Source organism: Alexandriicola marinus (assembly GCF_004000435.1).
Classification (GTDB): domain Bacteria; phylum Pseudomonadota; class Alphaproteobacteria; order Rhodobacterales; family Rhodobacteraceae; genus Alexandriicola; species Alexandriicola marinus.
In genome coordinates, this window is record NZ_RBVZ01000011.1 from 54,765 (window position 1) to 76,500 (window position 21,736).

The 21,736-nt window shown below is 64.7% G+C and carries 20 protein-coding genes; 10 read left to right on the forward strand and 10 right to left on the reverse strand.

The features are described from left to right. Positions 1 to 143: 143 nt before the first annotated feature. Positions 144 to 1,445 (forward strand): PQQ-dependent sugar dehydrogenase, encoded by a 1,302-nt coding sequence (locus EP376_RS19345; RefSeq protein ID WP_127657279.1) that lies wholly within the window; start codon positions 144 to 146, stop codon positions 1,443 to 1,445. A gap of 45 nt (positions 1,446 to 1,490) precedes the next feature. Here EP376_RS19345 and EP376_RS19350 read toward each other — a convergent pair whose 3' ends face one another. Together EP376_RS19350 and tig are read right to left on the reverse strand one after the other, a co-directional pair. After that, positions 1,491 to 1,862 (reverse strand): hypothetical protein, encoded by a 372-nt coding sequence (locus EP376_RS19350; RefSeq protein ID WP_127657280.1) that lies wholly within the window; start codon positions 1,860 to 1,862, stop codon positions 1,491 to 1,493. Between the two features lie 246 nt (positions 1,863 to 2,108). Continuing rightward, on the reverse strand, positions 2,109 to 3,440 hold the full coding sequence (tig, locus tag EP376_RS19355) for a trigger factor (protein ID WP_127657281.1): 1,332 nt from the start codon (positions 3,438 to 3,440) through the stop codon (positions 2,109 to 2,111). A 491-nt stretch (positions 3,441 to 3,931) separates the two neighbouring features. Here tig and rimK point away from each other — a divergent pair, with 491 nt between their 5' ends. Continuing rightward, complete coding sequence (gene rimK / locus EP376_RS19360; RefSeq protein ID WP_127657282.1) at positions 3,932 to 5,338, forward strand: 30S ribosomal protein S6--L-glutamate ligase; 1,407 nt, start codon at positions 3,932 to 3,934, stop codon at positions 5,336 to 5,338. 9 nt (positions 5,339 to 5,347) lie between these two features. Here rimK and pcaF read toward each other — a convergent pair whose 3' ends face one another. From pcaF to EP376_RS19395, 7 genes are all read right to left on the reverse strand, one after another. After that, positions 5,348 to 6,550 (reverse strand): 3-oxoadipyl-CoA thiolase, encoded by a 1,203-nt coding sequence (gene pcaF / locus EP376_RS19365; RefSeq protein ID WP_127657283.1) that lies wholly within the window; start codon positions 6,548 to 6,550, stop codon positions 5,348 to 5,350. 54 nt (positions 6,551 to 6,604) lie between these two features. Beyond that, positions 6,605 to 7,795 (reverse strand): nucleotide sugar dehydrogenase, encoded by a 1,191-nt coding sequence (locus EP376_RS19370; RefSeq protein ID WP_127657284.1) that lies wholly within the window; start codon positions 7,793 to 7,795, stop codon positions 6,605 to 6,607. Positions 7,796 to 7,937: 142 nt separating this feature from the next. Then, positions 7,938 to 8,717 (reverse strand): citryl-CoA lyase, encoded by a 780-nt coding sequence (locus EP376_RS19375; protein WP_127657285.1) that lies wholly within the window; start codon positions 8,715 to 8,717, stop codon positions 7,938 to 7,940. Beyond that, positions 8,714 to 9,940: a CaiB/BaiF CoA transferase family protein gene (locus EP376_RS19380; protein ID WP_127657286.1), complete on the reverse strand. Its 1,227-nt coding sequence runs from the start codon at positions 9,938 to 9,940 to the stop codon at positions 8,714 to 8,716. Before EP376_RS19380 ends, EP376_RS19375 begins: the two co-directional genes overlap by 4 nt. Beyond that, on the reverse strand, positions 9,930 to 11,450 hold the full coding sequence (locus tag EP376_RS19385; protein WP_127657287.1) for a tripartite tricarboxylate transporter permease: 1,521 nt from the start codon (positions 11,448 to 11,450) through the stop codon (positions 9,930 to 9,932). Before EP376_RS19385 ends, EP376_RS19380 begins: the two co-directional genes overlap by 11 nt. A 3-nt stretch (positions 11,451 to 11,453) precedes the next feature. Next, positions 11,454 to 11,948, reverse strand: a complete 495-nt coding sequence (locus tag EP376_RS19390) for a tripartite tricarboxylate transporter TctB family protein (protein ID WP_127657288.1) — start codon at positions 11,946 to 11,948, stop codon at positions 11,454 to 11,456. A gap of 128 nt (positions 11,949 to 12,076) precedes the next feature. Beyond that, a complete protein-coding gene (locus EP376_RS19395; protein WP_127657289.1) occupies positions 12,077 to 13,060 on the reverse strand; it encodes a tripartite tricarboxylate transporter substrate binding protein in 984 nt (327 codons plus the stop codon). Positions 13,061 to 13,166: 106 nt separating this feature from the next. Here EP376_RS19395 and EP376_RS19400 point away from each other — a divergent pair, with 106 nt between their 5' ends. Genes EP376_RS19400 through EP376_RS19410 form a run of 3 tightly spaced genes read left to right on the forward strand, consistent with a single transcriptional unit; the run spans position 13,167 to position 16,200 of the window. Further along, on the forward strand, positions 13,167 to 13,835 hold the full coding sequence (locus EP376_RS19400; RefSeq protein ID WP_127657290.1) for a response regulator transcription factor: 669 nt from the start codon (positions 13,167 to 13,169) through the stop codon (positions 13,833 to 13,835). Continuing rightward, complete coding sequence (locus tag EP376_RS19405; protein WP_127657291.1) at positions 13,832 to 15,205, forward strand: sensor histidine kinase; 1,374 nt, start codon at positions 13,832 to 13,834, stop codon at positions 15,203 to 15,205. The genes EP376_RS19400 and EP376_RS19405 overlap by 4 nt, the downstream gene beginning before the upstream one ends. Continuing rightward, positions 15,175 to 16,200 carry a type 2 periplasmic-binding domain-containing protein gene (locus tag EP376_RS19410; protein ID WP_127657292.1) on the forward strand — a complete coding sequence of 342 codons (1,026 nt, stop codon included), beginning with the start codon at positions 15,175 to 15,177 and terminating at the stop codon, positions 16,198 to 16,200. Before EP376_RS19405 ends, EP376_RS19410 begins: the two co-directional genes overlap by 31 nt. A gap of 6 nt (positions 16,201 to 16,206) precedes the next feature. Here the strand turns inward: EP376_RS19410 and EP376_RS19415 are convergent, their stop codons facing one another. After that, positions 16,207 to 16,959 carry a sulfite exporter TauE/SafE family protein gene (locus tag EP376_RS19415; RefSeq protein ID WP_164745001.1) on the reverse strand — a complete coding sequence of 251 codons (753 nt, stop codon included), beginning with the start codon at positions 16,957 to 16,959 and terminating at the stop codon, positions 16,207 to 16,209. Between the two features lie 342 nt (positions 16,960 to 17,301). On the opposite strand from EP376_RS19415, the gene EP376_RS19420 reads away from it, so the two are divergent. The 5 genes from EP376_RS19420 to EP376_RS19440 all read left to right on the forward strand — a co-directional run bounded on the left by EP376_RS19420 (position 17,302) and on the right by EP376_RS19440 (position 21,735). Then, positions 17,302 to 17,796, forward strand: coding sequence for an OsmC family protein (locus EP376_RS19420; RefSeq protein ID WP_164745002.1), 495 nt, complete (start codon positions 17,302 to 17,304; stop codon positions 17,794 to 17,796). 61 nt (positions 17,797 to 17,857) lie between these two features. Then, positions 17,858 to 18,823 carry an NAD(P)-dependent oxidoreductase gene (locus EP376_RS19425; protein ID WP_127657295.1) on the forward strand — a complete coding sequence of 322 codons (966 nt, stop codon included), beginning with the start codon at positions 17,858 to 17,860 and terminating at the stop codon, positions 18,821 to 18,823. 102 nt (positions 18,824 to 18,925) lie between these two features. Further along, positions 18,926 to 20,194, forward strand: a complete 1,269-nt coding sequence (locus EP376_RS19430) for an amino acid ABC transporter substrate-binding protein (protein ID WP_127657296.1) — start codon at positions 18,926 to 18,928, stop codon at positions 20,192 to 20,194. A 72-nt stretch (positions 20,195 to 20,266) separates the two neighbouring features. Then, on the forward strand, positions 20,267 to 21,010 hold the full coding sequence (locus EP376_RS19435; RefSeq protein WP_127657297.1) for an ABC transporter ATP-binding protein: 744 nt from the start codon (positions 20,267 to 20,269) through the stop codon (positions 21,008 to 21,010). Continuing rightward, entirely contained in the window at positions 21,007 to 21,735 is a 729-nt protein-coding gene (locus EP376_RS19440; RefSeq protein WP_127657298.1) for an ABC transporter ATP-binding protein, read from the forward strand. The genes EP376_RS19435 and EP376_RS19440 overlap by 4 nt, the downstream gene beginning before the upstream one ends. The last annotated feature ends 1 nt before the right edge of the window (position 21,736 follow it).

The following is a 21,736-nucleotide window of genomic DNA, read 5'->3' on the forward strand; positions in this document are numbered from 1 at the left end:
TCCAGGCACTCAGGGGCCGCTCCTTCGGGGGCGGCCCTTTTCCTTTCGGGCGCGTGGGATGGTGAAATCGCCTCCCGGTCTTTCACCCGTTGCGCCAATAGGTTACCTTCTCGTCGTCTCAGCCCCAACAGGAGTAACTGGCCATGGCCTTTTCAGATTTCGCAGCCCGTGTCGTCGCGATGATCGGGGGCGGTGCAATCCTGATGCGCAGCTTCTCGCGCTACGAGGGCCCGCCCGCCGTCGGCGGCGCACCCAACATCCCCGAGGCGCGCAATCAGAAGGTCATGACGCTCAAGATGCCCACGGCCAAGGGGTGGGAGGGTGATCACAAGCCCACTGCGCCCGCGGGCCTGACCGTCACACCCTTCGCCAGCAATCTCGAACATCCCCGCTGGATCGAGGTCCTTCCCAATGGCGACGTGCTCGTGGCAGAGGCCATCCCCGAGGCTGGCCCGCCCAAGAGCCCGTTCGAATACGCCATCCAGGTCACGATGAAACGCGCCAACGCGCTTGGCAAAAGCGCCAACCGCATCACGCTCTGGCGCGATCCTGACGGCGACGGCGTCGCAGAGGAACGCCACGTCTTCAAGGACAAGCTGAACCAGCCCTTCGGCATGGCGCTTGTGGGATCGACCTTCTACGTCGGCAACACCGACGGTGTGGTGGCCTTCGACTACGAAGAGGGCGCCAATGCCCTCTCCGGCACGGGCCGTCCCATCGCGAGCTTCAAGCCCGAGGGCCACTGGACCCGCAGCCTGATCGCCAATGCCGACGGCACCAAGCTTTATGCCGGTGTCGGATCGCTCACCAATATCGGCGACGAAGGGATGGAGGCCGAGGAAGGCCGCGCCTGCATTCAGGAAATCGATCTCGAGGCCGGCACACAGCGCGTCTTTGCCGGCGGCCTGCGCAATCCCGTGGGCGTGGCCTGGGAGCCGACAACCCAGACGCTCTGGACCGTGGTCAACGAACGTGACGGCCTCGGCGACGAAACGCCGCCCGACTACCTGACCTCCGTCAAGGACGGGCGGTTCTATGGCTGGCCGTGGTGCTATTGGGATCGGGTCGTCGATGATCGCGTGCCCGCCAATCCCGACATGGTCGCCAAGACCACCCGCCCCGATTACGCGCTCGGCGGACATACCGCCTGTCTTGGCCTGTGCTGGCTGCCCAAGGGCACACTTACGGGCTTTGGCGAAGGCATGGTCATCGGCCAGCACGGCTCGTGGAACCGCGCCACGCTGTCGGGCTACCGGGTGATCTTCATCCCCTTCGAGAATGGCCAGCCCGCGGGCGAGCCGCGCGACATCCTGTCGGGCTTCCTCTCCGAGGATGAGAAATTCTCCTACGGTCGCCCGGTGGGCGTGGCGGTGGGCCCAGACGGCAAATCGCTCCTCGTGGCGGATGACGTCGGCAACATCGTCTGGAAAGTCACCAGCACCTGACCCGAATGCCGGGCGGGTCATGGCCCGTCCGGCGTTCTGCATTCCCTATTGATCGTAGGTCTCCAATTCGACCTCGGCCGGACAGCCTGTCCCCTCCTCGGTGCCGAGCCAGACACGCAGGGCCCCGTTGCCCGGCCCCCACAGGTACAATTCCTCCGCATGGCTGTCCGGCGCACCGGCGGCAAGCGGCTCTCCCGTGATCCAGACCCCGAGGCCCGTGTTCACGATCAACCTGAGCGGGCAGGTCGCAAAGGCCCGCACCGCGAGGATGCGTCCCTCCATGCCGCCCAGATCGAACACCGCGTCAGGCCCGGCACTGACCCGCGCACTGAACCCGCGCGGCATCTCGAACGGCGCATCCGGGCACGGCAGTTCAACCTCGCCTCCCGCCGCCACGAGATACCGGTTCGGGGTCAACAGCTCTGCCCCTGCAACCGGGATGGGTCCGGTCTCGCCCTGGGGTGACAAGCAGGCCATCGCGCCTGCGGGAAGCAGGCAGCACAGGGCAATTCCAAGAAGTCGCAACATAGGTCAAGGCTAGACGCCCGAGGGGCCGCGAGGCAATTCACAGCCGCGAGACCCGACGGATTTGCCGAAGCCGCAAATGAAAAGGGCCGCATCATCAAGATGCGGCCCTGTCATTCTCGATCAGCCGGGGGGCGATCACTCGTCTTCGAGCGTTTCCACGGCCTTCTGAAGATCGTCCTTAGACACGGACTTTTCGTCGACCGTGATCGAATCGAAGACATGGTCGATCACCTTGTCTTCGAACAGGGGCGCCTGGATCTGCTGACGCGCACCGGCATTCTGCTGAACGAATTCGAAGAATTGCCGCTCCTGACCGGGGTACTGACGTGCCTGGTTGAGGATCGCCTGCGTCATCTCCTGATCGGTGACCTGCACCTCGGCCTTCTGGCCGATCTCGGCCAGCAGAAGGCCCAGCTTCACCCGCCGCACGGCCAGCTTGTTGTGCTCTTCGGTGGGTTCGATCTTCTCGTGATCATGACCCTGCACATCGGGGTTGTCCTCGTGCCACAGCTGATGCGCGATCTGGCTGGCTTCGGCCTCGACAAGGCTCGGCGGCAGATCGAAATCGACAACCTTGTCCAGTTCGTCAAGCAAGGCGCGCTTGGCCACCGCGCGGGCAGCACCGGCATATTCGGCCTCGAGCCGCTCGGCGATCTGGGATTTCAGGGCAGCCAGGTCCTCGGCGCCGAACTTCTTGGCCAGCTCGTCGTCGATCTCGGCCTTGGCGGGGGCCTTCACGGCCTTGATCGTGCAGGAGAACACGGCCGCTTTACCGGCCAGATGCTCCGCCTGGTATTCCTCGGGGAAACTGACCTCGACGTCCTTTTCCTCGCCGGCCTTCACACCGACCAGCTGCTCTTCGAAGCCGGGGATGAAGGAATTCGATCCCAGAACCAGCGGATAATCATCCGCCGCACCGCCTTCGAATGCCTTGCCGTCGACGCGGCCGACAAAGTCGATCACGACCTGATCGCCGTCTTTCGCCTTGGAGCCCTTCTTGCGGTCTTCGAAATTCTGCGCGCTTTCGGCAAGGTTCTCGAGAGCCTCTTTGATCGCCTCTTCATCGGCCTCGACCTTCAGACGCTCGATCTTGATCGCGGAGAAGTCGACCTCGGGAACCGGCGGAAGCGCTTCGTAGGCGACGGAAACCTCGACGTCATCGCCCTCTTTCCAGTCCTCGTTGGTCATCTTGACCTCGGGCTGCATGGCCGGGCGATCGCCCGACTCCTCGAGGTGCTTGGACAGCGCACCATCGATCGATTCCTGCATGGCTTCGCCCAGCAGCCGTCCGCCAAACTGCTTGCGCAGCAGGCTCAGCGGCACCTTGCCCTTGCGAAACCCCTTCATCTCCACCTCGGGCTGGGCTTCCTTGAGCTTCTCGGTGACTTTCTCGTCAAGCTCTGCCGCCGTCACCGTGATGGCGTACCCGCGCTTCAGTCCTTCGTTCAGGGTCTCGGTGACCTGCATCTTGCATCCCTCTATCTGCCCGATCTCCCCCGGGCGTGGCATATCGAAATCAGCCGCTCTTCTAGGGGGCAGGTGGACCGGTTGCAAGCATGAAGCGACGTTGCACGACAGGGACCGGGACCAGATCACCACCGACACCGCCGCCCGCCTGTGATGTCGCAGCCACCGGGCGCCGGCTCGCCGGGCGGCATCGTCGCCGGCCCCGCCCGCCTGCCAATGTGGCTCGGCCGTTTTGCGATCCGGCAACCTGCCCCATCCATGACAAGACCGGGCCCGCGCGTGTCCGGGTCTCGGCCCCTCTTGACTAGACCATGGAACTCGACGACTGGCTTCGGACCTCGGCCCTCCCTCAGTCAATCGATGCGTCACGATCCGAAAATCCGCGCCCCTGCGTCGCGGCGTGTCACGACAGTTTCGCGTACCGGGGTTCAGGTTCGAAGGCAGGGTCGTTAGGCTCGGGCGAATTCTCTGGGAACTGAAAGAAGGCTTGCATGACCGAAAAAGAACCCTTTCGCGTCGGATGGGAAGAATGGCTGGGGCTGCCCGATCTGGGCCTGCCCGCGCTCAAGGCCAAGATCGACACCGGTGCAAAGACCTCGTCGCTTCATGCCTTCGACATCGAACCCTTCGGCCCTGCAAGCCGCCCCAAGGTGCGCTTCGCGATCCATCCGATCCCCGGGCGCGATGATCTGTCGATCCCCTGCTCGGCCGAATTGCTCGACAGGCGCGAGGTCACCTCGTCGAACGGCGAGGCGGAATTGCGCTATGTCATCCGCACGACCGCGAACATGGGGGAACATTCCTGGCCAATCGAGGTGACGCTGACCGATCGCGGAACTATGGCCTACCGGATGCTGCTGGGGCGGCAGGCGCTTGGCGATCACGTCATCGTCTCGCCCGCCGACAGCTTCTGTCAGCCCGAGCTGAACTACGACATCTACAGCTCGACCGCGAAGCTGCACGCGGAGGCACCCCGCCGCGCGCTGCGGGTGGCCGTGCTGTCGCGCGAAGCCAAGAACTACTCCACCTCGCGCCTCGTCGCCGCGGGCGAGGAACGCGGCCACGTGGTCGAGGTGATCGACACGACCCGCTGCTACATGGCGATCAATGCCAGCTCTCCCGAGATCTATTATGACGGCGTCCGCCTGCCCCGCTTCGATGCCGTCATCCCGCGCATCGGGGCCTCGGTCACGCCCTATGGAACCGCCGTGATCCGCCAGTTCGAAACCATCGGCACCTATTGCGTCAACGGATCGGATGGCATCACCGCAAGCCGCGACAAGCTCTATGCCCACCAGATCCTTGCCCGCCACAGGATCGGGATGCCCACCACGGCCTTCGCCAATTCACCGAAAGACACCGACAACCTGATTGATCTGGTGGGCACCGCCCCCCTCATCGTCAAGCTGCTGGAATCGACCCAAGGCAAAGGCGTGGTTCTGGCCGAGACCAAGAAGGCCGCTCAATCCGTGATCGACGCGTTCCGGGGCCTGAAAGCCAACTTCCTCGTGCAGGATTTCGTCAAGGAGGCCGCGGGCGAGGATATTCGCTGCCTCGTGATCGGCAAAAAGGTCGTGGCCTCCATGAAACGCACCGCCGAGCCGGGCGAATTCCGCTCGAACCTGCATCGCGGCGGAACCGCGAAATCGGTGCGCATCACCAAGGCCGAGCGCGACGCCGCACTTCGGGCCGCCCGCGCGTTCAAACTCAACCTCGCGGGCGTCGATCTCTTGCGCTCGGAAAGCGGCCCAAAGGTGCTCGAGGTGAATTCCTCGCCGGGCTTCGAAGGGGTCGAGGCCGCGACGAAAAAGGATATCGCCGCCATCCTCTATGAAGAGATCGAACGCCACGTCCGGCCCGCACCCGTCAAGCGCAAGGCAAAGCCCCGCAAGGCGTGACCGGCCGGGTCAGGCCGCGCTCTCGATCGCGATGGCGATGCCCTGCCCGACCCCGATGCACATCATGGCCAGCGCCTTTTCGCCGGGTCCGAGGTCCAGAGCCGCGGCCCCGGTGATCCGCGCGCCCGACATACCCAGCGGATGGCCCAGCGCAATCGCGCCGCCGTTGCGGTTGACCCGTGGATCGTCATCCGCGACCCCAAGCAGCCGAAGCGTCGCCAGGCCCTGGGCCGCGAATGCCTCGTTCAACTCGATCACGGCGAAATGGTCGATCTTCAGCCCAAGCCGCGCCATCAGCTTTTGCGAGGCTGGCGCAGGCCCGATCCCCATGATCCGCGGCGCGACACCGGCCGTGGCGCCGCCGAGAACGCGGGCCAGTGGCGTCAGGCCATGGGCTTTTGCCGCCTCCGCAGAGGCGAGGATAAGCGCCGCCGCCCCGTCATTGACGCCCGAGGCATTGCCGGCGGTGATCGTGCCACCCTCCTTCACGAAACCCCGCAGCTTCGCCAGATCATCGGCCGTGGTCTGCGGGCGCGGATGCTCGTCGGTGTCGACGACCAAAGGCGCACCGCGGCGCTGCGGGATGGTGACGTGCGTGATCTCACGCGCGAACCTGCCGTTGCCCTGCGCAGCCCCTGCCTTGTGCTGCGATCTCAGGGCAAAAGCATCCTGATCGGCCCGGTTCACGCCGAACTCTTCGGCCACGTTCTCGGCCGTCTCGGGCATGCTGTCGATGCCGTATTGCGCCTTCATCAGCGGATTGACGAAGCGCCAGCCGATGGTCGTGTCATGGACCTCGTTTGCCCGTGAAAAGGCGCTCGTGGCCTTGGGCATGACAAAAGGGGCACGGCTCATGCTTTCGACCCCGCCCGCGACGATCAGATCGGCCTCCCCCGCCCGGATCGCCCGGGCACTTGTGATGATCGCATCCATGCCCGATCCGCACAGGCGGTTCATCGTGGTGCCCGGCACCGTCTCGGGCAACCCCGCAAGCAGCGCGCACATCCGCGCCACATTGCGATTGTCCTCGCCCGCCTGATTGGCGCAGCCAAAGATGACCTCGTCGATCGCCGCCGGATCAAGTCCGCCGTTGCGCGCCATCAGCGCCCTTATCGGCACCGCCCCCAGATCGTCGGCCCGGACATGGGCCAGCGCCCCACCGAACCGACCGATCGGGGTCCGGACATAATCGCAGATGAAAACCTCGGTCATTCCTGCCCCTCCGGCATCTTGTTCCTCGGCCGCGTCCCGCCCCGGCCCGACGGGTCAGTCCGACCCGAACAGGTCGCGGGTAAACACCCTGTCCTTCACGTCGATGATGTCCTGCGTCAGCCTGTTGGCGACGATCAGGTCGGCCTCGGCCTTGAAGGCCTCCAGATCGGTGACCACCCGCGACCGGAAGAACTCAGGCTCCTCCATCGTGGGCTCATAAACGATCACCTCGATCCCCTTGGCCTTGATCCGTTTCATGATCCCCTGAACCGAGCTCTGGCGGAAATTGTCGCTTCCGGCCTTCATGACCAGCCGGTAGATGCCCACCACCTTGGGTTTGGCCATCATGATGCGATCGGCGAGGAAATCCTTGCGCGTGCGATTGGCGTCCACGATCGCGCGGATCAGGTTCTGCGGGACCTGATCGTAATTCGCCAGAAGCTGCTTGGTGTCCTTGGGCAGGCAATAGCCGCCGTATCCGAACGAGGGGTTGTTGTAATGCGCCCCGATCCGAGGATCGAGGCAGACCCCGTCGATGATCTGACGCGTATCCATCCCGCCGGCCAGGGCATAGCTGTCCAGCTCGTTGAAGAACGCAACCCGCATCGCGAGGAACGTGTTGGCAAACAGCTTGATCGCCTCGGCCTCGTTGGGATCGGCGAACAGGACGGGCACGTCGTCGATCTCTGCCCCTTCGATCAACAGATCGGCGAATTGCCGTGCCCGATCCGACCTCTCGCCCACAATGATCCGCGAGGGATGCAGGTTGTCGTGCAGGGCCCGTCCCTCACGCAGGAATTCCGGGCTGAAGATGATACGGTCGGTTCCGGTGCGCGCGCGCTGCCCCTCGACAAAGCCCACGGGGATCGTGGACTTGATGACGATGACGGCCGTCTCGTTGACCGCCAGAACCTGATCGATCACCGTTTCGACCGAGGAGGTGTCGAAGAAATTCGCATCCGGGTCATAATTCGTGGGCGTCGCGACGATCACGAAATCCGCGCCGGCATAGGCCTCCTGCGGCGCCGTTGTCGCCCGAAGCCCCAGATCGCGGCTGGACAGGAATTCGGCAAGATCGTCGTCAACGATCGGGCACCGACCGGCATTGACCATCGCGACACGCTCTTCTGCCACATCGACCGCGGTCACCGTATGGTTCTGTGCCAGCAGGACGGCGTTCGACAGGCCGACATATCCCAGCCCAGCCACCGCGATGTTAAGTCGTTCGCCCGAGCGATCAGTCATGGTATGTCCTCAGTTCCGTGTCATCCATGCCTGCCGCATGCGCGACGCGCATCGCATTGCCCGGGTCTAGACTGCGGCGGCTGGCCTCGGACGGAGTAAATGGGTTTTGTGGAAAATCAAACCCCGCTTCGCCATAGGGCGCTCAATCGCCGTCATAGGTCCAGCGATAGGCCGGCGGTGTCGGCCCCTTGTTGCGCCCCCCCTGCTGCATCTGTTCCCAGGCATGGGCGAGGATGCCCACCGACCGCGACAGGCCGAAAAACCCGCGCGCCAGCGGCGCGGCGCAGCCCAGTTCGGCATAGATGACCGCCGTTGCACCGTCGATGTTCATCGGGACGGGCTTGCCCCGCTCCATGGCCAGATGCGCCTCGATCGCGCGGCCGATCCCCGCGAACTCCCCCGAGACGGCGCCCTCTGCCGCGGCCTCGTCGACCAGCGCCAAAAGGCGCGGGGCGCGGGGGTCGACGGGCTTGTGGAACCTGTGCCCGAAACCCGGCAGGAACCGGCCGTGCGCGGCCCGCCACGCGTCCAGCACCGGCTTCAGGCCCTGCTCACGCCCCTGCCGCACCGCGTGGTAGAGCGCCACCGCCTGCTCGCCTGCGCCACCGTGGACGTCGCCCAGCATGTTCAGCCCCGTTGCCATCGCAGATTGCAGGCCGACACCGCAGGTGGCCGCCATCCGGGCCGCCGCGATCGACGGCGCCTGCGGACCATGATCGACTGCCGCGACAAGCGCCGCCTCGAACAGGCGCGCCCGCGGGCCGTCAATCTCCTCGCCCGTGACCATGAGCCAGATCATCGGGGCAAATCCGATGGTCCCGATCAGGTCCTCGATTGGATGTCCACGCAACGCGATCCGCCCCGGCTCCATGTCGATGATCGAGGTGCGCCACCAATCCGCGACATCGTTGCCATCGGTCATACCACGCCCTCCCTGCGCAAATCGGCGATCTCGGCGGCGTCGAAGCCAAGATCACCCAGGATCGTTTCGGTATCCTGCCCCAGCTCGGGCGGCGGCGCGTCGACCGAGGGCCGCTGCCCGTCGAGCATCGCACCCATCCGGACCACGTCGATCTCACGCCCCACGCCGGGCACCTCCTCGAACCGGGCGATGAAATCGCGCCCGGTCACCTGCGGATGGGCAAGGATATCGGGCACGGACATGACGGCCCCGGCAGGCACGCCGATCGCGTTGAGCGCGCGGGCCCAATCCTCGGCCCGGCCCGTGGTCAGCACGGTTTCCAGCTCGGCCCGCAGGCGCAGCCGGTTCGCCTTGCGATCCTCCCGCGTCGCATAGGCCGGATCTGCCAGTAGATCGTCGCGTCCAAGATGGCGGGCCAGCGCCACCCATTGGTCATCCTTGTTGGCCGAGATGTTGATCGGCGCATCGGCGCATTGAAACGTCCCCGATGGGGCGGATGTCGGGTTCTCGTTGCCATTGGGCTGCGGGGCGACCCCGCCGATCAGGTGGTTCGACACGACCCATCCCATCGTCGCCAGAACCGAATCCAGCATCGATACGTCGATCACACTGCCCCGTTCCGGCGCGTTCAGTGCCGCGCAGATCGTCATTGCCGCCGTCAGCCCGCCCACCGTATCCGCCAGCGGATAGCCCACCCGCAGGGGTGCGCTGTCGGCGTCCCCGGTGATCGACATGACGCCCGAAAGTCCCTGCACGATCTGGTCATAGGCCGGGCGGTCCGCCAGCGGCCCGTCCTGCCCGAAGCCCGAGATCGCACAATAGATCAGACGCGGGTTCCCGGCCCTCAGGGCATCGGGACCAAGGCCCAGCCGCTCCATCACGCCGGGGCGGAAATTCTCGACCAGCACATCCGCATCGGCCACCAGCCGCCGCAGGATTTCTTTGCCGCGCGCGTCCTTGAGGTTCAGCGTGAGCGACCGTTTCCCCGCGTTCTGTGCAAGAAAGCTGATCCCCATCCCCCGCGCCGACAAGTCGGGATCGGCGCCGAGGTTGCGGGCCAGGTCCCCCCGGCCCACCGCCTCGATCTTGATCACCTCGGCACCCAGATGGGCCAGCTGATGGCAGGCAAACGGCCCGGCCAGCACGTTCGTCAGGTCCAGCACCCGCACCCCGGCCAGCGGCGCGGGGCGGGACGGGTCCCGCCGCCCGGCCTCAGTCGCCATCGGCCACGCCCTCGGCGCGCTTGCGGGCCCGCCGCGCCCGGTAGCTCGGCAACAGGACAAGGAACAACGCCAGAACCAGAAGTCCCATCGTCATCGGCCGTTCGATGATGAAATCGAAGCCCCGATACAGCTGCATCGACCGCGCGAAATTGTTCTCAAGCATCGTGCCCAGGATGAACCCGATCAGAAGCGGCGCGAGCGGATAATCGGCAAAGCGGAAGATCGTGGCCATCACGCCCAGGCCCACGAGCATCAGCAGTTCGGTCGCGTTGTTCTGCCCGATATAGGCCCCCATCAGCGTGAAGAAGAGGATGAAGGGGATCAGGTAATTGCGCGGAATAGAAAGAATTTTCGCGATATAGGGGATCAAAGGAAGGTTCAGGACCAGAAGCACCAGATTGCCGATGAACATCGAGATGATGACCGCCCAGAAAATCTCGGGCGTGTCGGTCATCAGGCGTGGCCCCGGCGTCACGTTCAGCGCGATCAGCGCACCCAGCAGGATCGCCGTGGTGCCCGAGCCGGGAATCCCCAGCGTCAGAAGCGGCACGAAGGATCCGGTGCAGGCGGCGTTGTTGGCCGTCTCGGGCGCGGCCAGCCCCTTGACCGATCCCTTGCCGAACTCCTTCTGTTCTTCGGCCGAGGCAAGGTTGCGCTCCACCGCGTAGCCGAGGAACGAGGCGATGGTGGCGCCCGCGCCCGGCAGGACCCCGATGAAGAAGCCCTGCACCGATTGCCGGCCGATCACCGGCAGAATCGCTCGGCCCTCTTCGCGGGAAAACCGCAGGCCCGTGATCTTGTTCGATCCGCCCTCGCCATTCGATCCGCGCAGCGGGTTCAGCACTAGAAAGATCGCCTCGGGCAGCGCGAACATCGCCATCGCCAGCGTGATGAACGAGATGCCCGATTGCAGGTCCATCAGCCCCATCGTGAACCGCGGCATGCTGAACAGTGCGCCCTCGCCCACGGTGGCAAGGATCAGGCCCAGGATCGTCATCATCAGGGCCTTGGCCACCTGACCCGTTCCCGCAAAGGCCGCGATGGCCGACAGTCCCACGACCATCAGCGCGAAATATTCCGCCGAATGGAACAACAGCGCCACCGACGACAACGCCGGCGCAAAGATCATCAGAAGGATCGCGCCGATCGTGCCGCCCGCGAAACTGGCCACAGCGGCGATCGTCAGGGCCTTGCCGGCCTGCCCCTTCCGCGCCATCGGATAGCCGTCGAAACTGGTGGCGACGGTGCCCGCCACGCCCGGCGCGTTCAGCAGGATCGACGAGGTCGATCCGCCGAAGATCGCCCCGTAATAGACACCCGCCAGCAGGATCAGCGCCGCCGCCGGATCGCCCAGCGTGATCGCGACAGGGATCATGATCGCGATGATCGACATCGGCCCGAGGCCCGGCAGCATGCCGATGAAGGTGCCGATCAGGCACCCCGCCACGACCATGAGAAGGTTCTGGATGGAAAACGCGGCCTCGAGGCCGATCATGATACCTTCAAGCATGTCTCAAACCCCCATGAAGAACGGAAACGGTCGCAGGAAGATGCCCAGAACCTGCTGGACCAGATACCAGACGAAGCCGGTGGCAAGGACCGAGACGAGGATCATGATGTGCCATTTCCGCTCGCCCAGGATCGCGCTGCTCATCACGAGGAAGACGGTGGTCGACATCAGGAAACCGACTGGCCGCAGCGACAGCGCGTAGATCACCATCAGTGACAGAAGCATCACCGCCTGACCCAGCTTGTATTCATGCAGCCGGCGATAATTGATCTCGGTAGCGGAGGGTTCGGCATCCTTGTTGGGCTTTTCCAGACCCAGCAGCACGACCAGACCGACAACCGCGCCCATCACCGAGAGGATCTTGGGAAATGTCGACGGCCAGACGGGGTTGCGCTGCATGAACGGGGGCAATGACGCATCCATCGTGAAGAAGGCCAGGTAACCGTAAGCACAGCAAAACACGATGAAAACGAGCGCAATCCAGCGATCAAGCGCCATATCCAGTCCCTCCCTTGGATAATTGCCGTCTCATGAAAACGGCCCCGCAGGGCGGCTTGCATGAGGGGGCTTCGGGCCTGGCGCGGGCGGGCCGCGCCAGGCAGATGTCATGATCGCCAAGCCGGGTCTCAGAGGAAGCCCAGCGTCCGCATCAGATCGCCGATTTCCTGCTCCTGCGCCTCGAGGAAGGCGCGGAAATCGTCGCCCGGGTTCCAGATGTTGACCCAGCCATTGCGCGAGCGGACCTCTTCCCAAGCGTCGGTCTCGTAGAGCGCCTCAAAGGCCGAGATATACTGCGCCACACGCTCGTCGGATGTGCCGGGTGCAGCAAAGAACCCGCGCCAGTTCACGAAGGTCGTGTCGATGCCCTGCTCGATGAAGGTCGGTGCCGCGTCATAGGCCGGCACACGCGCGTCGGCGGTCACGCCGAGAATGCGGACTTCACCCTGATCGGCCAGCGCGATCGCTTCGGAGAAGCCTGTCGAGAGTGCGTCGATCTCGCCCGACAGAAGGCCCGCCATGGCTTCGCCACCGGCGTCATAGGGGATGTAGTTCACCGCCGTCGGGTCCTCGCCAGCGGCCTGCATCACCATCGCCGCAACAAGGTGGTCCATCCCGCCTGGCACGGAGCCGCCGCCCACGGCGAAGTCGGGGCCCTGATCGGCATAGGCGGCCAGAAGTCCCGCCATGTCCTCGATCGGACTGTCCGCCGGCACGACAAGCGCGGCATAATCGCCGATGGTTCCGGCGACCAGCGTTAGATCGCGGAAGCTTTGCGGGAACACGCCCGTCAGCGACCGGATGACGATCGGCGTGGAGTTTACCATCAGCGTGTTGTCGAGGCTTTCGGCATTCTCGATCAGGTGCGCGATCGCGACACCGCCGCCGCCGCCGGACATGTTCTCATAGCTGGCAGATCCGACAAGACCCGAATTGGTCAGCGCCTCGCCCGTGCCGCGCGCGGTGCCATCCCATCCGCCACCGGCGCCGCCGGGAATGACGAAGTGAAGTTGATCAAGAACCTGATGGCCATCGGCGCGAGCCGTGGCCGAAAGCGCGATCGTCGCGGCAGCCGCGGCCAGCACGACCCGGCGGGTCATGGTCATTTTCATGGCTTTTCCTCCCATTTGACAGGCGGCCCTCCGCCGCCCATGGTCTGAGACAAGCACATGAAGCTGACAGAAGCCTGACACGCGGGCAATCAGGGGAGGACGGGGGGTGCGCTATCTTCTGGTCGAGGACAACCTCGAGCTGTCAGAAGCGGTGGTGAACCGGCTCGCCCTCGACGGACATGCTGTCGATCATGCGGCCAGCCTGGCCGAGGCCGAGGAATGGCTATCGATCGCCTCCTACGACCTGATCCTGCTTGACGTCATGCTGCCCGACGGGGACGGGCGCGACTTTCTGGCCCGAAGCCGCGCGCGGATCGAAACCCCCGTCATCGTGCTGACGGCACGGTCGCAAGTCTCCGACAGGGTCGGCGCGCTCGATCAGGGGGCGGATGACTACATCACCAAGCCGTTCGATTTCTCGGAACTCGAGGCCCGCTGCCGCGCCGTGCTGCGCCGACGCGGCGGATCGGCCCGCAACGAGATCGACCTGGGCGAGGCGGTCTTCGACCCGCTGGCCGGCACGCTCAGCCATCACGGCACCACGCTGGAGCTGCGCAACCGCGAAATCCGGCTTCTCGAGGTCTTTGCCCGGCATCAGGGGCAGATCCTGTCGAAAAGCCAGCTTCTCGATCAGCTGTTTTCCTATGACGCCCAAGTCACCGAGAACGCGATCGAGGTCTATGTGGGCCGGCTGCGCCGCAGGATCGACGGCATGGGACTGAGGATCGAAACGGTGCGCGGTGTGGGCTACCGGATCGAGACGCGCGCCCCGTGACGGGCACAGGTTCGATCGGGCGTCGGCTGACGCTCCTGCTGGCGTTGGTCGCGGCCCTTCTGTCGGTGCTGAGCTGGAGCATGGTGACGGGCCTCTCACGGCAGGCCGTCGCCCGAACGCAAGACAACGTGCTCGCCGCCTCGGCCACCACCATCGCCGAGACGCTGCGCAGCGAACAGGGCGAAGTCCGTCTGGAACTGCCCTATTCGGCTTTCTCGATGCTGGGCGCGATCAGTCAGGACAGGGTGTTCTATCGCGTCTCGGCCGGCGACAGGGTGCTGACCGGCTATGACGATCTGCCCTCGCCCACCGGCGCGGCGCCCGGGATCGGACAGGTCGTCTTCGACACAGGCGACTACAGCAACGAGACGATCCGCATGGCTTCGGTCACCCGGCTCGTTCTGGCAGGCGGTCAGCCCGTCCCGGTGACCGTGACCGTCGCCCAGACCCGCAGCGGGGTCAGCACGATCTCGGCCGATCTGTCGCGGCAGGCGGCGATCCTGTCGGTGGCGTTCTTTCTCGTGGCGGTCGGGTTTTCCGCGATCGCCGCGCGAACCTCGCTTCGTCCGCTCAACGAAATCGCGGCCTCGGTTTCGCGCCGGGGCCCGTCGGACCTGCGTCCGCTCCGCCGCGATGCACCCACCGAACTCGCCCCCCTGATGCTCTCTCTCAACCGGCTGATGGGGCGGCTGGGCCAGTCGATCCGCCGGTCCGAAGATTTCATCGCCGAGGCGGCGCACCGGATCCGAACGCCCCTTGCCACAGTGCGCGCTCAGGCCGAGATCGCACTGCGCTCCGTGGGGGACGAGACCGAGAAACGCCGCCTGCGCCAGATCATCCGCGCCGTCGACGAAAGCTCCCGCTCCGCGGGCCAGCTGCTGGACCACGCGACGGTGATCTACCGCACCGACGATCTGGCCCTGTCGCCCGTCGACCTGGCCGAACTCGTGGGGCAAACGGCGGCCGCTCTCGAACCCACCGCCGCGATGAAGGAAATCCGCCTCGACGTGGCGGCCACGCCCGCCCGCGTCATGGGCGACCCGGTCCTTCTGGACAACGCCCTGCGCAACGTTCTCGACAATGCGATCAAGTATTCGCCCGAAGAGACCGAGGTGTCGATCCGCGTCACCACCAAGGAGGATCAGGTGCACATCACCGTCACCGACGAAGGCCCGGGGCTGGGCGATGGCCCGCTCGGGGCGCTGACCGAACGTTTCAGGCGCGGCGACGATACACAGGGCATCGTCGGCTCGGGCCTCGGGCTGACGATCGCCGAAGACGTGCTGCTGGCCCATGACGGGCGGCTCGACCTCAAGAACCGAGACGGAGGCACCGGCACATGCGTCACGCTTGTCTTGCCCTGTTCCTGATCATCCTCGGAACCTGCGCCGGGGCCCTCGATATCGAGGACCGGCAGGTGATCCCGGGCACCTCGGAGCGGGTGTTGCGGATCGTCTCGACCGCCGATCTCGATGTCTTCGAACCCTACCTCATGGCGTTTCACGACAGCCGCCCCGAGATCTCGGTCGATTACACCGTCGTCTCTTCGGCCGAACTGCACCGCGCGATCCGCGACGGGGCCGAATTCGATCTGGCGCTCTCGTCGGCGATGGACCTGCAGTTCCAGCTGGCCAACGACGGATTTGCACTCGGCCACCGCTCCGAACAGACACAGGCTCTGCCCGACTGGGCCCGCTGGCGCGACCTGATCTTCGCCTTCACCGCCGAACCCGCCGTCGTCGTCCTGTCGACCGAACGGTTCTCGGGATTGCCCGTTCCTGCCACGCGACAGGATCTCGTGGCCCTCCTGCGGCAGCACCCCGACCGCTTTGCCGGAATGATCGGCACCTATGACGTGCGCGACAGCGGTCTGGGCTATCTCTTCGCGACGCAGGAGGCCCGATCGACGGATGCCTATTGGCGCCTTTCCGAGGTCATGGGCCGTCTCGACCCCCAGCTTTACTGCTGTTCGGGGCAGATGATCGACGACGTGACGTCGGGCCGTCTCGCGCTCGCCTACAATGTGCTGGGCAGCTATGCCGCCGAACGTCTGGCCCGCGATTCCGGGGGGCGGGTGCAGATCATCGGCATGCAGGATTTCGTCAACGTCATGCTGCGCACCGCGATCATTCCCGCCACCGCGCAGGAGACCGAAGCCGCCGGTGCCATGATCAACATGCTGGCCAGCCTTGGCATGCGCGACGAGCCCGGCGACTGGCCGCTGCCCCCGCTCAACCAGCCGGGCGGAACCGAAGCGGTGGGCTTTGGCCCGATCCGACTTGGCCCCGCGCTGATGGTCTATCTCGACCCGCTGAACCGGCGCAGCTTTCTGGGCGAATGGGAAAACGCGCTCGAGCAGCGCTAGAGGCCCTCAGGCCAGCCCGCGCCACAAGAGCCTCACGGCCAGTGCAGCAAGTAGGATCAGCACCCAGCGATTGAACGCCTCCTGCGACAGCCGCTTACCGACCCGGTTGCCCAGCGGCAGGCACAGCCAGACCGGGACAAGCGCCAGCGTGCTGATCCAGAGCCAGTGCCACGTCAGCAACCCCTCCCACCACAAAGCGGGGGCCTGAACCATCGAATTGGCAAGGAAGAAGGCAGAAATCGTCCCGATAAAGACCGGCCGGGCCAGGTTCTGGGTGCTCAGGAACAACAGCGCCAGCGGCCCCGACGTGCCCGCCGCCCCCTGCATCACGCCCCCGATGATGCCGACCGGCAGGCTGAGACGGAGCGCCGTTGGCTGCGAGATCGAGAATTTCGGATCGACGAGGCGGAGGAGAATATACAACGCCAGCAGCAGGCCAAGCACAAGGAACAGAACCTCCTCCGGGGCGCGGGTCAGCAGGTAGGTGCCCACGAACATGCCCGGCACCGATCCGATCGACAAAAGGATCGCCATGCGCGGCGGCTTGATATCCGCGCGGTAGGACCAGACCTGACTGACATTCATCACGAAATTCGGCACGACCATCACCAGAATGGCCAGCGTCACATCGAAGAAGGCCGCCATGACGGGCACCGCCACCAAGGGCGTGCCGGCGCCGGTGGCCCCCTTGACGAACCCGCCCAGACCAAGCGCCACGGCAATCGTCAGCAGCACAACAGGATCGAGTCCCCCGATCATCGCCATGTCCCCCGCGCATCGGCGTGCAGACCCGGCACCTGCCGCTGTGTTAGCGCAAACGATTTCCGGACCGCGCTGGGATTCGGCTCCGAATCGCGGGGCAGCGCTCTTTGGGCAGGCGCCTGGAATCGCCCCGAATCGCATTTGATCATGACATCAACTCCTTGGCCTCAAGACGAAAAACTGGCTTCGGCCCTTGTGAAAGACGAACCGCCCGGAAAACGATTGCACATTTTTCTTGACGGCATCTAGGGGTCTCCATACGGTCTTCGCAACCGATTGCAGAGACGCGGGCCGACAAACCGTATGCCCGCCGCTGCCCCTGACAGTTGGAGACGAGGGATGGCCGACAATATCGTGATGACCGCCGAGGAGGCGGCCGACAAGCCGCTGATCCGTCGCAAGCAGCTGAGCGCACGGTGCGATGGCGGGCTGGCCACGACCGTTTCGTTCTCTGACCATACCTTTACCTTCGACGAGCCTTCGGCCCATGGCGGCACCGATCAGGGGCCAACACCGCTTCAGGGTGTTCTGGGCGCGCTTTGTGCCTGCGAGGCCGTCACCTTCGGGCGCACCGCGCGCGAGATGGATTTCGCCTACGATGGCATCGACTTCGAGGCCGAGTTCACCATCGACATCCGGGGCCGCAACGGCGTGCGGGGCGTTGTGCCGCACTTCCGCACCGTGCGGGTCGAGGCCTGGGTGACAAGTGACGAGGACGACGCGGCCTTCCGCGCCGTCACCGAAGAGACCGAGGCACGCTGCCCGGTTCTCAATCTGATCAAGGATGCGGGGGTCCGGCTGGAATTCCGTTGGATCAAGCAGGCGACCGTCTAGGTCTTGTAAGGCAACCGCGCAGATATGAGCGCATTCGGTATCGAAAAGAGGAGCGAAAGTAATGGCAGGTCTCGTGATTGGCTGGGTCGGAATGGGTCGGATGGGATATCCGATGGCCGAACGGTTGGTGAAAGCTGGCTATGAGGTAAAGATCTGGAACCGCACGCGGGCCAAGGCAGAGCCTCTGGCCGCGAAGGGCGCCACGCTTGTGGACAGCCCGGCCGATCTGGCGGGCGTGGACGTGTTCTGCACGATGGTGTCGACCGGCAAGGACGTGGAACAGGTCTATTTCGGCGAGAACGGCGTTCTGTCGGGCGAGGCATCGCCGGGCATCATGATCGACTGGTCGTCGATCTCGACCGAGGAATCCGCCGCCCTGCGCGAGCGCGTCACGGCGCGCGGTTCGGAATTCCTGTGCGCGCCCGTCTCGGGCAACGGCAAATGCGTGAAATCGGGCAAGCTGTCCTCGGTCGTGTCAGGCCCCGAGGCGACCTTCACCAAGGTCAAGGAAATCATCGAGACCGTGGCGCCAATGGGCGTGGCCTATGTTGGCGAGGGCGAACTCGCCCGGTTCTGCAAGATCGCGCATAACGTCATGCTGGGTGTCGTCATCCAGAACCTGGCCGAGATCACGATCCTTGCCGAAAAGGCGGGCGTGCCGCGGGTGGCCTTCCTCGACTTCATCAACAACAGCGTGATGGGTTCGATCTTCACCCGCTACAAGACGAACGCGCTTGTGAACCTCGACTGGACGACGACCTTCACGCCGCACCTTCTGCGCAAGGACCTCGATCTGGGTCTTGGCGCGGCGCGCAACCTCGAGGTGCCGATGCCGGTGACGGCCGCGACCCGCGAGGCGCTTCAGCAGCACATCGGCGCGGCCCAGCAGACCGACGATCCCGAAGGCTATCTTGCCAAGGATTTCGCGATGCTTCTGGAAACCGTGGCCGCACAATCCGGGATCACGCTGCAAAGCGAAGAGCGCCCCTACCCCACCGGCCTCGAAGTGCCGGAGGCTGCAGAATAGGGGCATGACGATCAGGCGCGCGCCCCGGAGAGGAGCCGGGGCGCGCGCCACATTCCCGGCGGCGCCATATCCGGCCCCACGGGCAAACCAGGGAGAGAGACCATGAAACTTCAGACACTTCTGGCCGGCACCGCCATGGGCGCGATGGTCGCCACGGGCGCGATGGCCGAGATCAAGATCGGGGCATCCCTGCCTCTGACCGGTGCCTTTTCCATCGCGGGTGAAAAACACAATCAGGGCTACCAGCTTTGCGTTGACCTGATCAACGAGCGGGGCGGCATCCTGGGCGAGCAGGTCGAACTGATCGTCTCCGACAACCGGTCCGACCCGGCAACTGCGATCAACCAGTATGAACGTTTCATCAACGTCGACGGCGTCGACGCGGTCTTTGGCACGTTTTCCTCGCGCCTGACGTTCCCTGTCGCGAATATCCTTGCGCGCAATGGCTTCGTGCATCCCGTGCCCGCCGGCGGCGCGCTGCGCATTTATACCCAAGGCCACGAGAACATCTTCTATTTCCAGCCAAACGCGGCGGAATACGTGGGCTCGTCGGTCCGTGACATGATCAATGATCTTCTCGCCGAAGAAGATCGCCCCAAGACCGCCGCGGTCGTCGTGGCCGACGACTTCTTCGCCAATGCCGTCGAGGCCGGTCTTCTGGGTCTTCAGGTCATGGACCCGGCCGATGGCTCCGTGGTTCAGGACATGGCCCCCGGCTATCTGAGCGAGGCCGGCATCGAGGTCGTCTATACCGAGAAATGGCCCGAGGAAGGCTTCAACGACTGGCTCAACCTCGCCAACTCGATCAAGCGCTCCGAGGCCGAGCTGATCATCGCGCTGACCGCCTCCGCCGAAGAGGCGGTGCAGATCACCCGCGCGCTTCAGACCGTCCGGGCCGAGCCCAAGATGGTCTACTACAGCCAGGGCACGCAGGCTGAATTCTACGAAGGCACGGGCGATGCATCCGAGGCAATCCTCATGCACACCTCGTGGCACCCGGCCGCGCCCTACATGGGTGTTCTGGCAGGTGAGGAATTCTCGAACCAGGACTTCGCCGACGCCTTCCAGGCGGCCTACAACGCCGCACCCGACGAGGATTCGGCCATTCCCTTCGCCGTCTGCCAAGGGATCGAGCAGGCCATCATCGGCGCAGGCTCGACCGACAACGCCGCGATGGGCGACTGGCTGTCCGCCCGCACGGCCGACGATCCGGTCCGCACCATCCTCGGCCGCTTCAACTGGAGCGATGTGGGCCTTCCCGAGGGCAAGCCCTTCCTGATGGCCCAGTGGAACGGAGGCGAGCTGCAGTTCGTCTATCCGACCGACGAGTTCGAAACCTCGCCGCTCAACCACCCCAAGAACGGTTTCTGATCCACGCAAGATACCCGGGCGGGCACCCTGCCTGCCCGGGCAACCGCCTTATCCGAACAAGAGGAGCGTGCGATGCTAGAGGTCAAGAATCTGTGCAAGTATTTCGGCGGCATTCATGCGGTCGAGGATTGCAGCTTCAAGGTCGAAAAGGGCAGCATCACCGCCCTCATCGGCCCCAATGGCGCGGGCAAGACGACCGCGTTCAACTGTATCAGCCGGACGATGGTGCCCACCAAGGGCGAGGTCTGGCTTGACGGTGAACGTATCGACCGCCTGCGCCCGCACAAGATTACTGCCAAGGGCCTCAGCCGGACGTTCCAGATTTCGCGCAACCTCGCCGACATGACGGTTCTCGAAAACGTCATCTGCCAGTCGCGCATCAACGGGTGGCGCGACCTGTTCAAACCCGCGATGAGCCCGCAGGAAATCGACAAAGCCATGGGCATCCTCGATTTTCTCAACATCACGCGCATCGCCTACGAAGACGGATCGAACCTCAGCTATGGCCAGAAAAAGCTGATGGATCTTGCCGCTCTTCTGATGAGCGATCCCAAGATCATTCTTCTCGACGAACCGGCGGGCGGGGTGAACCCCACCCTGCTCGAGGAAATCGTCGGCCACATCCGCAAGCTGAACGAACAGGGCATGACCGTCCTGATCGTGGAGCACAACATGGAACTGATCATGCGGCTGAGCCAGCGCGTCGTCGTGATGGCCGCCGGCACCGTGATCGCAGAAGGCTCGCCAGAGGAAGTCCAGAAGGACCCCGCCGTCCTCGACGCCTATCTGGGCGGCGCGATGGAGGATGCGGCATGACCAAGCTACTCGAAGTCAAGGACGTGGTCGCGGGCTATGGCGATGGCCCCGCGATCCTCAACGGCGCCTCGATCGACGTGCAGCCGGGCAAGGTGCATTGCATCATCGGCCCCAACGGCGCCGGCAAATCGACGCTTCTCAAGGCGATCTGCGGGATGCTCAAGGTCCGGCAGGGCTCGGTCATGTTCAAGGGCCAGAACCTCAAGGGCAAACGCCCCGATCAGGTTCTGCGCGAAGGCATCTGCTTCGTGCCGCAGGAGCGCGCGCTGTTTCCCAAGATGACGGTGCGCGAAAACCTCCGGATGGGGGGCTTTTCGATGACCGACAAGGCGACGCTGGAAAAGCGCATCGACGAGATCGAGGAACGCTTCCCGATCCTGCGCGAGCGCCGCGATCAGCACGCAGGCACCATGTCGGGCGGCCAGCAGCAGACGCTGGCCATGGCGCGCACGATGATCCTGCGCCCCGAGATCGTCATGCTCGACGAACCCTCGCTCGGGCTCGCACCCAAGATCGTGCAAGAGGTGTTCGACATCATGAAAGTCATGACCGAGGACGGGATCACCGTTCTTCTGGTCGAACAGAATGCCCTGATGGGGCTGAAACACGCCGATTGGGGTGTCGTTCTCGATCTGGGACGCACGCTTTTCGAAGGCCCCGCGAAAGAGGTCCTGACCGATCCCCGGATCCAGGAGCTTTATCTCGGCGGACAGAAGGCGGCCTGAC

Excerpts from the sequence above, each read along its gene's own strand:
- EP376_RS19375 (WP_127657285.1), bottom strand. The coding sequence starts at position 8,717 with ATGACCGATGGCAACGATGTCGCGGATTGGTGGCGCACCTCGATCATC.
- EP376_RS19435 (WP_127657297.1), top strand. The coding sequence starts at position 20,267 with ATGCTAGAGGTCAAGAATCTGTGCAAGTATTTCGGCGGCATTCATGCG.
- EP376_RS19425 (WP_127657295.1), top strand. The coding sequence starts at position 17,858 with ATGGCAGGTCTCGTGATTGGCTGGGTCGGAATGGGTCGGATGGGATAT.
- EP376_RS19380 (WP_127657286.1), bottom strand. The coding sequence starts at position 9,940 with ATGGCGACTGAGGCCGGGCGGCGGGACCCGTCCCGCCCCGCGCCGCTG.
- EP376_RS19345 (WP_127657279.1), top strand. The coding sequence starts at position 144 with ATGGCCTTTTCAGATTTCGCAGCCCGTGTCGTCGCGATGATCGGGGGC.
- EP376_RS19395 (WP_127657289.1), bottom strand. The coding sequence starts at position 13,060 with ATGAAAATGACCATGACCCGCCGGGTCGTGCTGGCCGCGGCTGCCGCG.
- rimK (WP_127657282.1), top strand. The coding sequence starts at position 3,932 with ATGACCGAAAAAGAACCCTTTCGCGTCGGATGGGAAGAATGGCTGGGG.
- EP376_RS19390 (WP_127657288.1), bottom strand. The coding sequence starts at position 11,948 with ATGGCGCTTGATCGCTGGATTGCGCTCGTTTTCATCGTGTTTTGCTGT.
- tig (WP_127657281.1), bottom strand. The coding sequence starts at position 3,440 with ATGCAGGTCACCGAGACCCTGAACGAAGGACTGAAGCGCGGGTACGCC.
- EP376_RS19385 (WP_127657287.1), bottom strand. The coding sequence starts at position 11,450 with ATGCTTGAAGGTATCATGATCGGCCTCGAGGCCGCGTTTTCCATCCAG.
- EP376_RS19420 (WP_164745002.1), top strand. The coding sequence starts at position 17,302 with ATGGCCGACAATATCGTGATGACCGCCGAGGAGGCGGCCGACAAGCCG.
- EP376_RS19430 (WP_127657296.1), top strand. The coding sequence starts at position 18,926 with ATGAAACTTCAGACACTTCTGGCCGGCACCGCCATGGGCGCGATGGTC.
- EP376_RS19370 (WP_127657284.1), bottom strand. The coding sequence starts at position 7,795 with ATGACTGATCGCTCGGGCGAACGACTTAACATCGCGGTGGCTGGGCTG.
- EP376_RS19415 (WP_164745001.1), bottom strand. The coding sequence starts at position 16,959 with ATGATCGGGGGACTCGATCCTGTTGTGCTGCTGACGATTGCCGTGGCG.
- EP376_RS19410 (WP_127657292.1), top strand. The coding sequence starts at position 15,175 with ATGCGTCACGCTTGTCTTGCCCTGTTCCTGATCATCCTCGGAACCTGC.
- pcaF (WP_127657283.1), bottom strand. The coding sequence starts at position 6,550 with ATGACCGAGGTTTTCATCTGCGATTATGTCCGGACCCCGATCGGTCGG.
- EP376_RS19440 (WP_127657298.1), top strand. The coding sequence starts at position 21,007 with ATGACCAAGCTACTCGAAGTCAAGGACGTGGTCGCGGGCTATGGCGAT.